Genomic DNA, 11608 nt, shown 5'->3' with positions numbered 1-11608 from the left:
TGCCTACCTGAAAGATGTACTGGCTCGGCTGCCGACCCAGAAGGCCAGCCAGATCCACGAACTCCTGCCTCAGAACTGGAAGCCGGTCGACTGATCACTCGCGAAGGGTGATGACCGGCCGCTTACCGATGACCTGATCGTTGGCAGGCCCCGGGCAGTCATCCACAATGCGGGCGGTGGATTCCAGCTATTCCGGATCGGCGATGCCGTCGAGTCCCGAAACGCCCATGCAGCCATTTACGATGCCTTGCGGCTGGTCAAGGACCTTGACCCTGACGCAGCTCGCCCTTCGCTTGGCCGCTCATCTGGAGCAGCGGCTTGGCCAGCGCGTCTAGGCATATCAGGGATCGGATATGGCTCAAGACTAATGTAGGAGCGCCCGTGGGCGCGATGGTTGGGCCACCCAAGCCGGCCTGACGGCCGGATCGCCACCACGGTGGCTCCTACAAGACGGTGGCCGCTTCTACGCTCTAGGCACTCAACCGCTTGAAACGACTCAACAACACGGGCATCAGCAGGATCAGCATCATGATGCGCAGCAGGTGATGCGAGGTCACGAAGGCGGAGGCGATGCCCAGCGAGAGGGCAATCCAGCTTTGTTCAGCGCGCTTCCTTGTACGACGGCCAGGTGTCACTCAATCGATAGCCTTCCGGCCAGGGGTCATCAGGATCCAACATATGTTGATGGACTCCCGTGATCCAACCGCGGCCGGAGATCTCGGGAATGATGGCCATCTGACCTCCAACGGTGGTCTCGCTTTTGATCCGCCCCTCGAATTCCGAGCCGATGAGTGAGCGCCCGGTAAAGTAGTCACCGACTGACATCTCGCCCCGGGCATGCAGCAGGGCCATACGGGCCGACACCGATGTGCCGGTGGGTGAGCGGTCGATCTTTCCAGGCTGGATCGACACCGCGGAGCGTGCAGAAAGGCGGTCGCCATCTCGTTCCAGGGGGCCAGCGAACAAGCAGAAGGAAAAATGCGTCCATTCCGGGTTATCGGGGTGATGGAACTTCAACTGTTCATTGGCGGCATTGGTGATCCGGACCCCAAGCTCTGCCAAATCACGGGCTTCGTGCTCTTCCAAAGAGAAACCAAGTTCTTCGGCATCCACGACGACGAAGCTGTCGCCGCCATAGGCCGTATCAACACGGATGTTACCGATGCCCGGAACATTCAGTGGCTTGTCCAGCTCACAGGCAAACGCTGGCACATTTTGAACCGTGATACGTTGTGCCTTTCCATTGCGACACTCGGCATGCACCCTGACAAGACCGCCAGGCGCCTCCAGCACCATCTCGGTCACCGGCTCTTGCATGGGAATGATGCCGCTGTCGAGCAATACGGTGGACACACAGATGGAATTCGATCCCGACATGGGCGGTGTATCCTCCGGCTCCATGATGATCCAGGCCATCTGTGCCTCTGGATGCTTTGGTGGCACCAGAAGATTGACATGCCTGAAGACCCCGCCACGTGGTTCATTCAGAACAAAGTTGCGAAGGGTCTGGTCTTTGTCGATCCAGCTTCGCTGCTCCCACAGCGTCTCACCAGGCGGTGGTGCTACCCCACCCACGATGACATCGCCCACTTCACCTTCAGCGTGGCATGAAATAACGTGAATCGTCTTCGTGCTTCTCATAGCTTGTCCTTTTGTATAGCCCTCGCTCACAATCAGCGTGTCTTGGAAAGAAACTTCTTGGTATGTTCAGACGTTGGGTTGCCAAAAATCTGCGACGGAGGCCCAACCTCTTCCAGGATGCCTTGATGAAAATACGCCACACGGTCGGAGACGTCTTTGGCAAATCCCATTTCGTGGGTAACGCATATCATCGTCATGCCTTCATCCGCCAGCAGGCGCATGGTATCCAGGACTTCACCAACCAATTCGGGGTCCAGAGCTGACGTTGCTTCGTCAAAAAGCATGTACTCTGGCTCCATCGCCAACGCGCGGGCAATGGCCAAGCGTTGTTGCTGGCCGCCTGAAAGAGAGTTTGGGTAAGCATCAAGCTTATCGCCAAGTCCGACATGCGAGAGTTGTTTCTTCGCAATCTCCTGCGCTTCCCTCTTTGATTTCTTTCGCACGATCCTTGGTGCAAGTGCGACATTTTCAAGTGCAGTAAGATGAGGAAAGCTATTCCACTGCTGGAAAACCATGCCAAGCTTTTGGCGAAGAAGGTTCACGTTGGTATTTCTGTCATGTACCCTCGTATCATCGACTTCAATGTAGCCATCCTGGATCGGCTCCAGCCCGTTGATGCAGTAGAGGAGGGTAGACTTTCCCGAGCCGGAGGCGCCTATCACACTTAGCACTTCCCCCTTCTTGACATCAAGGTCGATTCCTTTAAGAACTTCATTCGTGCCGAAACGCTTTTTAAGACCGCGAATTTTAATCATGATGACCATTTCCCTTCTAACCGCTTTCCGATACGACCGATCGGAAACGAAATGAGGAAGTAAAACACACCAACGATGGCCAGGATGGCAAAAGGCTCCTGGGTACGCGTAATCAATATCTGTGAGGCCCGCAAGAGTTCTACATAGCCAAGGACCGAAACCAGTGCGCTGTCCTTGACGACCCCCAGGACGACTCCGATCCAAGAGGGGAGAACTGACCTAAGGCCAATGGGCCAGACAACATGACGCAGGTTTTGCCAGTAGCTCATGCCCAAGGAACGTGCCGCACGCTGCATGGGCTCCCCGACAGACTCGATCCCACCGCGTGCCACATTTGCCACCAAGGCGCTGGTGTAGAGCGCCAAGACGATGGTTCCCGCCTGGAAGGGGTCCAGAGGAAAGCCGATGATGGGAAAGAAATTGAAGAAAAGTACCAGCTGGATGATCAGCGGAATGGAGCGAAAGGCATCGAGTACAGTACCCAGGGTTCCAGCGGCAATCCAACGTCCCTCATGCAGCACCCAGCCAAAAATGATCCCAAGGACGGTTCCCACACTGATGGATAGCACCGAAATCCATAAAGACTTCTGGGCAGCCTCGACCAGGAACCACGCATCACTCCACTGCAAACCAGTGAAAAAAACCTGTTCCATGATTTAGTTCCCCCACCGAAAGGCACGCCATGCAATCAGTTTCGATACCCCAAGAATTATCTTCACGATGACGTAGTAGATCAGAGCTGTGACCGCGAAGTATTCAAAGATACGGAATGTCTTTGAGGCAAAGAACTGGGTTTCACCCGATAGTTCTCGGAATCCAACGAGCATGCCAAGAGAGCTCATCAATACAGCCCAGACGAATTGATTGGTCATCGGGTGATACACGATCTTCAATACTTGAGGTGCTATGATTCGAGTGAAGACTTGTGTTGCTGTCATTCCCAAAGAGCGCCCAGCCTTGACTTGAGTTTCAGGCACAGCGTTGATGCCGCCACGAAACGTCTCGGCGAGATATCCGGCATTGTTGTAGGTCAGTCCAATCAGAACAATCATGTACGGTGAAAGGTGTAGTCCGAAAGCCCCAAGACCAAAGCCAAAGAAGAAGAGCTGAAACAATGCTGGTGTGTTTCGAGCAATTTCGATCCAGCCAATGGCAAGTGCTCTCAGGGGCCATGGTCCCTTCATCTTGGATATGGCCAAGACCATTCCCAAGACAATGCCAAGAAGAATTGAAAGGGTCGAAATTTCGAGTGTTATTAAAGCGGCCTCAAACAAGTCGGGTAATGCCCGAAAAACAGGCCTCCAGTGGAAGTTATAGTCCATCTCAATACACTCCAAGTGGTCGCACCTCGCTTGGAACGAGTCGAGGTGCGCATCCAGTTGTTTTAGTAGTGGACACCAGGAATGCGGAGCTCTGGAGCTTCACCGCCAACGTACTTGTCCCATAACTCTTGGTACCTACCAGAGCGAACCTGGTGTGTAACGAAGAGGTTGAGGTAGTTCAGCCAGGTGACATCCTTGCGAGGAGCGGCTACCGATGTGTAATCGGTTGTCCAAGGCATGCGGGGACCTGCAATGACACTATCATACTGCGCTACCACTGGCTTCACGGCTGTATTCGTGGTTAGCCCCACGTCCGCCTTACCTTGTGCCACTGCAAGGAAGACTTCATTTTCGGATTGATAGCTCTGATAGAGGTCTTCCTCGTCCCACTCTTCAGCTATCTTTAGCCACTCCTGCTCCGGCACAGAGCCCAAGGATGCAGCAACACGCTTGCCCCGGATGTCCTCAAAAGATTCGACTCCGCTATCGGAGTTCACGACGGCCTGAGCGTAGTAGATGGCGTAAGGGATTGAGAAACCCACGGTCTTGGCCCGTTCCAGCGTGTCGGATGTCCCGCCAAAAACAACGTCACCACGATTGGCAACGATGAGAGGGAGTCGCTCGGAAAACGTGACCGGGATGATCTCCGCGTCCACTTCCAGGGCAGCCGCTAGGTCCTTGCAATATTCCACATCGAAACCGGCAGGTTCGTTGTTCGCATCACGATAGCCAATGGGTGGGAAGTCCAGCACGACACCACATCGCAGGACACCAGCATCGATCACGTCATCAAGCTTGTCGGCAAGGGCCGGAGTGGCGGCACTGATGCTGCACACCATTGCCAGGAAAATATTCTTGTATTTCATCATGTTATCTCCTTGGGTCTTATTGCTGTGTGCTTCTTTTTGGTGCAACATTTGCCAAGCTAGCATGGATTGGATCCAATACACAATATCCAATACTCAATGCTATGCTTGCCTCAGGCTCTTCGATAAACTGACGGCAAGTTTTCGTGGGAGAAGCACGCTTTGAAATCACAACCTGTTGATAAGGCAGTGAATTCTTTGAATTTCAAGGCCATGGATGTTGCCCAGGCAGCGTCAGCGTCGAGCATCGTCTTTGACACACTGCGCAAGGCCATCATTGAAGGAGACCTGCCGGATGGAACCCCGCTGCGCCAGGAAGAGCTTGCCAGGATGTTCAACACGAGCCGGATTCCGGTACGTGAGGCCATCTCGCGACTTGAGCAGCAGGGTCTTGTATCGTCTCAGCGCTACAAGGGAGCGGTGGTGGCTGGCATCTCCATGGAAGAGGTCGATGAGATCTTTGATCTGCGTGCCCTATTAGAAAGTGAAGTCATCAGGCGAGCAGTTCCTAAGATTTCGGAAGAAACCATCAGCGCAGCACGAGTCTTCTGTGATCAGTTCACGGCCTCGAGCAGTCCCTCCGAATGGGGGGATCTGAACCGAAAGTTTCACTGCACGCTTTATGAAGCCGCAGAACTTCCAAATCACATGAATGTGATCAACTCGATTCTCGATAGAATCGATAGATATTTGCGGGCACAGCTAGCCCTGACGGATGGAATGGAAACCGCGAGCAGGGAGCATGAGCAAATCTTGCAGGCTTGCATTGATGGTGACGCGGAGCTTGCTGCTAAATTGACCAACCGCCATGTTGAGGGCGCGAAAGCCTCACTGATAAATTTCTTGCAGCGTGAGCGTTAAGGACACGCTGAATAAACCTGCGCTCCCACCAGGGCTGGGTTAGTGACTGCTGTGGTGAGAGTGCAGCCCGCGGCGCGATGAAGGTGGCACCACTATCAAGAATGCCGGCCTGACGGCCGGATCGCGCAGGAAACCTGCGCTCCCACGAGGGTTGGGTTAGCGACTGCTGTGGTGGGAGCGCAGCTCCGCTGCGCGATTGTCTTGATCATGACCGCTCCGACTCCCTAGGCGCTCAAGCGTCGGCAGTAGCTGAGCAACAGGGGCATGAGCAGGATCAGCACCGTGATGCGCAGCAGGTGGTGCGAGGTCACGAAGGCGGGGTCGATGCCCAGCGAGAGGGCGACGAGGCTTAGCTCGGGCGCGCCGCCTGGCATGTAGGCCAGCAATGCCGCCGCCAGTGAGTAACCTGTCAAGGCATGCGCGCCCCAAGCGGCCAGGATGGCGATCAGCAACAAGGCGATAGTCTGCACCACGGCCATCATCAGGTTGTAGCCCACATCAATCAGTGACGTGCCCGTGAAGCGCACCCCCACCGAGACACCGATGATGACCTGGGCCAGGGCGATGATCGTCGGCGGGATTGCGGCCTGGGTCACGCCCGTCAAGTGTAGTGTCGCCGAGATCAGGGCCGGCCCGAACAGCAGGGCGTTGGGCAAGCGCAACCAGTTCCCCAGCCACACGCCGACCACCCCGGCGGCGGCGAGCCAGGCCGCATCCCCCAGCGTCGGTAGCCACAGCCACTGCGCCAGGCTCATCCCGCCAGGCTGCAGGCTGACATGGCCGATGACCTGCAGGACCGGCGGAATGGCGATCAGCAGGATCAGGATGCGTACGGCATGGGTCATGCCGACGGTGCGCAGGTCGGCATTCGAGTCCATCGCCATGAGCGTGACCGCCGATACGCCACCGGGCACTCCCGAGTACAGGGCGGTGTCCAGCGAATACCCGGCCACACGGCGGGAGAACCACACCGAGAAGGCCATCATCACTGCGGTCGCCAGCAGCATGATGGCCAGGCTGGCGCCCCATAGGGGCAGGTCGCCGGACAGATCGGGAGTGAAGGCCGAGCCCAACATCACGCCGATGACCACCAGCACCGCCCTGCGTGATGAGTTCGGTGGGCGAAGCCGGATACCCGCCAGACTGGCGACCGTCGTCGCGATCATCGCACCCAACAACCAGGGCAGGGGCATGTGCAGCCAATAGGCGAGGCCGCCACCGGCGATGCCCAGTGCCAGTGTCGGCAGAAACCTTCCCGTGGTGATCATCCGCTTCCTGACGATGTTGCTCAAAGCGCTGTGTCCTCTGCTGACGGCGAGCCCGCTGTGTCGTCACAGCGGGCTCGCGGTGAAGGGTATGGACGGTATCAGTCGTCCTCGACTTGTTCCAGGGGCTTGCTGCTGGACTGCAGCTTCGAGATCAGCTTCGGCAGCAACCAGGGCAGTATCAGCAGCGGCTCGCCAGCGTGTGTAAGCATAGCCACTTGAGCCGGCCTGACGGCCGGATCGCGCAGGAAACCTGCGCTCCCACGAGGGCTGGGTTAATGATTTCTGTGGTAGTGGCGCTCGACCCGGGCCCGGTTGCCGCAAACTTCCGTACGACACCAGCGACGGCGCTGTGCCTTGGATTGGTCGAGAAATAGCCAACTGCAACGGCCGCATTCCTTGAGCCGATGCAGCCGACCGCTGTAGAGCAGCGCCGGGGCGGGACATGGCACTCTCTTATCCTGACGGGGGCGAGCCGCCACTCTATCATGGCGGCTACCCACCCATGACGCCGAGCCTGGCCGGCTCGGCGTCATGTCATGGTGGTGGGACGATGGCCCGTCAGCGGAGATCAGGCGTCGTCTTCGGGCGCTTCAGCCTCTTCGGGGACTTCAGCCTCTTCAGGGATTTCAGTGTCTTCGGAAGGCTCGTGCGTGGGCTCTTCGTCGGGGGTCAGGGCCTCGCGCGTGCCCTGCCAGGCGCTTGCGGCACCCTCGCGAGTCTTCTCCCAGGTCTCGCGAGCTTGTTCCCTGGCCTGTTCCCACCAGTCACGGTCGTACTCCGGAAATGCTTCCATCTCCTCGGCGGTGGCTTCCACCAAGATGCGGTGCGTGGCAACGCCAGCCTCGTCCAGCTCGCTTTCGAGCCGGAACTGTTCGGCTTCGACGACCACCCCGCGTCCGCCCATACCCAGGACCTCACCACTTTTGACCACGATGGCGGTGACGCGCATGTCGTCATCGAGCAACAGGTTTTCCACGCTACCGACGTCTTCCTCGGGGTCGTCGGCCAGAAAGACATCGGAGCCCAGAATGTCATCGGCTGCGTAGAGGCCCTGGAGGGCACCGGGCTCCTCGACAGCCTGGGCACCGAGGGCGAGGCTTCCAGCCAGGGCCGCAATCGCAACGGTCAGTACGTGCTTGTGCATGGCAGTCCTCCTGTGGCTCGTCGATCGAGTAACAACTCGGGTTAGAGCTTCCTGGCCCATTCATCGGCCTGCTTCTCGGCCTCTTCGCGGGCCAGGCCGTACCGCTGCTGCAACTTGCCGACCAGCTGGTCGCGTTTGCCTTGGAGCTGATCCAGCTCGTCATCGGTGAGCTCGCCCCAGCTCGAGCGAGCCTTGCCTTTCAGCTCTGTCCACCTGCCTTCGATCTGATCCCAGTTCATGTCGACACCCCTTTCCTGAGTGGAACGTTGTATGAGGGAAGCCTTGGTCGTGCCTATCAATTTTAGTTCACTGCGGCGAACCTGATGGTAATACCAGCTTTTCTAATGGGCCGGCTCGTAGGCGGGCTACGCTTCCGTTGCCTTTCCCCCGTGACGTGACCCACCCATGGTCGTTATAAAGGTTGATTAACTTCACTCCCTCCCCGCCAGCTCACTGGGTGTTGCCGATTATGTTACGTATGGCCCAGGAAGCTCTTACGTTCGATGACGTATTACTCGTACCCGGCTACTCCGAGGTCCTGCCCAAGGACGTCAGCCTCCGGCCCCGCCTGACCCGCACCTGATACTGCTGCTCACAGCGCTGTACTCTCCTCTAGCCCGTTGGGGGGAGACGGCGAGCCCGCTGCGATGTCACAGCGGGCTCGCGGTGAAGGGAGTGGACGCTATCAGTCGTCCTCCACTTGTTCCAGTGGCTTGCTGCTGGACTGCAGCTTCGAGATCAGCTTCGGCAGCAGCCAAGGCAGTATCAGCAGTGCCGCGGCGGCAATCCACAATCCCAACGAGATGCCCGAACGCCAGAGGATCTCCACATCGCCGCCGCTGATCGACAGGGCACGGCGCAAGTTCTGCTCCATCAGCCCGCCGAGCACGTAGCCGAGGATCACCGGGGCCAGCGAGAAGCCCAGCTTGCGCAGCAGATAACCGAACACACCGATGATCAGCATCAGGTAGATGGCGGTCAGGTCAGAGTGAAGCTGGTAGACGCCAACGAAGGCCAGGATGGCGATGCCCGGTACCAGCACCCAGCGCGGGATGGTCAGCACCCGGGCGAACACCCCAGCGAGCGGCAGGTTCAGCGCCAGCAGCACCAGGTTGCCGATGTACAGCGAGGCGATCAGGCCGCCAGCCACTTCGGGGCGCTCGCTGAACATCATCGGTCCCGGGGTGATGTTGTAGAGCATCAGCGCACCGAGCAGCACGGCAGTGGTGCCGGAGCCGGGAATGCCCAGGGTCAGCATCGGCACGAAGGAGCCCGCCGCCGAGGCGTTGTTGGCCGCCTCCGGCGCTGCCAGGCCGCGCATGTCGCCGGTGCCGAAGGTACCTTCCTTGTCGGAGAGGCGCTTCTCGGTGGTGTAGGACACCGCGCCGGCCACTGAAGCCCCGGTACCGGGCAGCACGCCGATGATGAAGCCGATCAGCCCCGAGCGCAGCATGGCGCCCTTGCAGTACAGCACTTCCTTGAGGCTGACGAATACCCGCCCCAGCGGAGGAATGTCGCCGTCGGAATCCTTGCGGTTGGCATGTTCGAGCATCAGCAGGATCTCGCTGATGGCGAACAGCCCGATGATCATCACCACGAAGTCGATGCCGTCATAGAGCTCGGGCATGCCGAAGGTGTAGCGCAGTACCCCGGTGCCGGAATCGACGCCGATGGTGCCGATCAGCACGCCGAGCACCGCGCCGATGGCGGTCTTGGTCGGGTCCTTGCCCATCATCACCGACATCGAGGCGAAGGCAAACACCATCAGGGCGAAGAATTCGGCGGGGCCGAACATCACCGCGACCTCGGCCAGCAACGGCGCGAACAGCGTCAGGCCCAGGATGGCAATGGTCGCACCGACGAAGGAACTGACCGCCGACAGACCCAGCGCCGGCCCGGCGAGCCCTTTCTTGGCCAGCGGGTGGCCATCCAGGGTGGTCATCACCGCGCCGGCGTCGCCCGGCACGTTGAGCAGGATGCTCGACATGCGCCCGCCGTACTCGGCCCCGGTATAGATGCCGGCGAGCAGGATCAGTGCCGACTCGGCCGGCAGGCCCAGGGTGTAGGCCAGCGGCATGAGGATAGCGATGCCGTTGATCGGGCCGATGCCCGGCAGGGCGCCGAACAATGTGCCGAGCAGGGCGCCGAGGAAGGCCAGCCCCAGGTTGAGCGGGCTCAGCGCGACGCCGAAGCCCTGGATCAGGAAATCGAACATAATGGCGTTCCTCTAGACCTAGACCAAGCCGTCCAGCCAGTAACCGCCGGGCAGGGAGATCCCAAGCCCATGGGTGAACAGGAAATAGCTGCCCATGGCCATCAACACGCCGGTCAGTAGCGCCTTGCCCCAGGAAGCGGCGAAGATCCGCGCCAGGGCGGTTATCGCCAGCAGCGACATAGCGACGAAGCCAAGGCGCGTGAACAGCAGCGCGTAAAGCAGCAGCACGCCGAGCACCGCCAGTAGCTTCACGGCCAGGGCACGGTTCGGCCAGTGGCCGTTGGCGCCGGGCTTGAACACCAGCACCAGCGACAGGGCAGCCAGCAGGAGCGACAGGATCAGCGGAAAGGCCTTGGGCCCCACGGGATCGTAGCTGAAGGGCACCTCCAGCCTGACGGCCTGGACGGCGACGAACGCCGCCAGACCGATCAGGAAGACGCCCAACCATCGGTCGGCGGCAAGCTTCATTGGCGCAGACCTACTTCATCTGCCAGCGCCTTGAATTCTCCGACCTGTTCCTGGACATAGCCGTCGAAGTCGGGGCCGAAACGCGACATCGGGAACAGCCCGCGCGCTTCGCGCAGCTCGGCGAACTCCGGATCCTCGGACAGCTCGGTGAGCCGCTGGACCCAGGTGTAGTAGGCCTCGTCGTCAACATTGGGGCCCATGTAGTAACCGCGCCAGATCGGCCACTGCACGTCGTAGCCCTGCTCGGCGGCGGTGGGGATCTCGGCGTAGGGCCCGTTCATGCGCTCTTCGGAGAGCGCCGCCAGCACGCGGATCTTGCCGCTTTCGAGCTGCGACTTGAGCTCGGAGAGGTCGCCGGTGAAGACCTGGATATGGTCGCCGAGCAGCGCCGCCAGTGCCTCGCCACCGCCTTCGAAGGCGACATAACGCAGGCTCTTCGGTGAGATGTCGGCGGCCTTGGCGGTCAGCGCCGCCTTCATCCAGTCCTGGCTGCCGATCGTGCCGCCGGCGCCGAAGGCGATCTCGCCCGGGTTGTCGCGCAGGTCGGCCATCAGCTCGTCGAGGTTCTGCCAGGGAGCATCAGCGTTGACCACGATGGCGCCGTAGTCGACACCCAAGGCGCCAAGCCAACGGACCTCGGTGGCGTCGTACTGGCCGAACTTGCCCAGTGCCAGGTTGACCGCCGCGCCGGTGCTGGCCGCCACGATCAGGTTGGGATCGTCCTTGCGCACGCCGTTGACATGGTTGTAGGCCACGGCGCCGATACCGCCGGGCATGTAGCTGACGACCATCGGCTTATCGATCAGCCCGGTCTCCTGCAGGCCATTGGCCGCCAGGCGACAGGTCAGGTCGTAGCCGCCACCCGGTTTGGCCGGGGCGATACACTCGGTGGAATCGGATTGGGCATGTGCGCCGCCGGCAAGCAGCAAGCCGCCCAGCAGGGCCAGGCCAGAGCAGTGACGGAAAGCCTTGTTGATCTTCATGGCGAACTCCTGTTCTCTTGTTCTGGTTACGAGGGAGGAATTCCCCCGCCTGCCATCGCTGTGGATGACACAACGGCATGCTAGG

At 59.6% G+C, this 11608-nt stretch carries 15 protein-coding genes and 1 pseudogene; 3 read left to right on the top strand and 13 right to left on the bottom strand.

Translation table 11 applies throughout. The features are described from left to right. On the top strand, positions 1–94 hold a 94-nt coding region (locus tag IE093_RS19900; protein WP_189470829.1), incomplete at its 5' end, for a transposase domain-containing protein. 376 nt (positions 95–470) lie between these two features. On the opposite strand, the gene IE093_RS22700 is transcribed toward IE093_RS19900, so the two are convergent. From IE093_RS22700 to IE093_RS19870, 6 genes are all read right to left on the bottom strand, one after another. Continuing rightward, a complete protein-coding gene (locus tag IE093_RS22700; protein WP_189472296.1) occupies positions 471–635 on the bottom strand; it encodes an AbrB family transcriptional regulator in 165 nt (54 codons plus the stop codon). Continuing rightward, positions 601–1641 (bottom strand): trans-3-hydroxy-L-proline dehydratase, encoded by a 1041-nt coding sequence (locus tag IE093_RS19890; protein ID WP_189472294.1) that lies wholly within the window; start codon positions 1639–1641, stop codon positions 601–603. The genes IE093_RS22700 and IE093_RS19890 overlap by 35 nt, the downstream gene beginning before the upstream one ends. A 32-nt stretch (positions 1642–1673) precedes the next feature. Further along, positions 1674–2396 (bottom strand): amino acid ABC transporter ATP-binding protein, encoded by a 723-nt coding sequence (locus IE093_RS19885; protein WP_189472292.1) that lies wholly within the window; start codon positions 2394–2396, stop codon positions 1674–1676. After that, positions 2393–3049 carry an amino acid ABC transporter permease gene (locus IE093_RS19880; protein WP_189472290.1) on the bottom strand — a complete coding sequence of 219 codons (657 nt, stop codon included), beginning with the start codon at positions 3047–3049 and terminating at the stop codon, positions 2393–2395. Before IE093_RS19880 ends, IE093_RS19885 begins: the two co-directional genes overlap by 4 nt. A gap of 3 nt (positions 3050–3052) precedes the next feature. After that, entirely contained in the window at positions 3053–3718 is a 666-nt protein-coding gene (locus IE093_RS19875; protein WP_189472288.1) for an amino acid ABC transporter permease, read from the bottom strand. A gap of 62 nt (positions 3719–3780) precedes the next feature. Then, the gene (locus tag IE093_RS19870; protein ID WP_189472286.1) at positions 3781–4587 is read right to left on the bottom strand and encodes a transporter substrate-binding domain-containing protein; all 807 of its coding nucleotides are present in this window, start codon (positions 4585–4587) and stop codon (positions 3781–3783) included. A 159-nt stretch (positions 4588–4746) separates the two neighbouring features. On the opposite strand from IE093_RS19870, the gene IE093_RS19865 reads away from it, so the two are divergent. Next, complete coding sequence (locus IE093_RS19865) at positions 4747–5445, top strand: GntR family transcriptional regulator (RefSeq protein WP_229803785.1); 699 nt, start codon at positions 4747–4749, stop codon at positions 5443–5445. Positions 5446–5669: 224 nt separating this feature from the next. Here IE093_RS19865 and IE093_RS19860 read toward each other — a convergent pair whose 3' ends face one another. The 4 genes from IE093_RS19860 to IE093_RS19845 all read right to left on the bottom strand — a co-directional run bounded on the left by IE093_RS19860 (position 5670) and on the right by IE093_RS19845 (position 8096). Then, positions 5670–6737 carry an AbrB family transcriptional regulator gene (locus tag IE093_RS19860; protein ID WP_229803783.1) on the bottom strand — a complete coding sequence of 356 codons (1068 nt, stop codon included), beginning with the start codon at positions 6735–6737 and terminating at the stop codon, positions 5670–5672. A 248-nt stretch (positions 6738–6985) separates the two neighbouring features. Then, entirely contained in the window at positions 6986–7246 is a 261-nt protein-coding gene (locus tag IE093_RS22950) for a CGNR zinc finger domain-containing protein (RefSeq protein WP_189472284.1), read from the bottom strand. 35 nt (positions 7247–7281) lie between these two features. Next, positions 7282–7857 carry a PRC-barrel domain-containing protein gene (locus tag IE093_RS19850; RefSeq protein ID WP_189472282.1) on the bottom strand — a complete coding sequence of 192 codons (576 nt, stop codon included), beginning with the start codon at positions 7855–7857 and terminating at the stop codon, positions 7282–7284. A 41-nt stretch (positions 7858–7898) separates the two neighbouring features. Continuing rightward, a complete protein-coding gene (locus IE093_RS19845) occupies positions 7899–8096 on the bottom strand; it encodes a CsbD family protein (RefSeq protein WP_189472280.1) in 198 nt (65 codons plus the stop codon). Positions 8097–8326: 230 nt separating this feature from the next. On the opposite strand from IE093_RS19845, the pseudogene IE093_RS22695 reads away from it, so the two are divergent. Continuing rightward, positions 8327–8434 (top strand): annotated as a pseudogene (locus IE093_RS22695) (IMP dehydrogenase); the annotation flags it as partial. A 108-nt stretch (positions 8435–8542) separates the two neighbouring features. Here IE093_RS22695 and IE093_RS19835 read toward each other — a convergent pair. Genes IE093_RS19835 through IE093_RS19825 form a run of 3 tightly spaced genes read right to left on the bottom strand, consistent with a single transcriptional unit; the run spans position 8543 to position 11523 of the window. Then, complete coding sequence (locus tag IE093_RS19835) at positions 8543–10072, bottom strand: tripartite tricarboxylate transporter permease (protein WP_189472278.1); 1530 nt, start codon at positions 10070–10072, stop codon at positions 8543–8545. 18 nt (positions 10073–10090) lie between these two features. Then, entirely contained in the window at positions 10091–10540 is a 450-nt protein-coding gene (locus IE093_RS19830; protein ID WP_189472276.1) for a tripartite tricarboxylate transporter TctB family protein, read from the bottom strand. Further along, a complete protein-coding gene (locus tag IE093_RS19825; protein WP_189472274.1) occupies positions 10537–11523 on the bottom strand; it encodes a Bug family tripartite tricarboxylate transporter substrate binding protein in 987 nt (328 codons plus the stop codon). The genes IE093_RS19830 and IE093_RS19825 overlap by 4 nt, the downstream gene beginning before the upstream one ends. Between the last annotated feature and the right edge of the window lie 85 nt (positions 11524–11608).

This window comes from Litchfieldella qijiaojingensis, assembly GCF_014651875.1.
Lineage (GTDB): Bacteria > Pseudomonadota > Gammaproteobacteria > Pseudomonadales > Halomonadaceae > Litchfieldella > Litchfieldella qijiaojingensis.
Note: the sequence above shows the minus strand (reverse complement) of the source record. Positions and strands in the feature narration are given on the sequence as shown.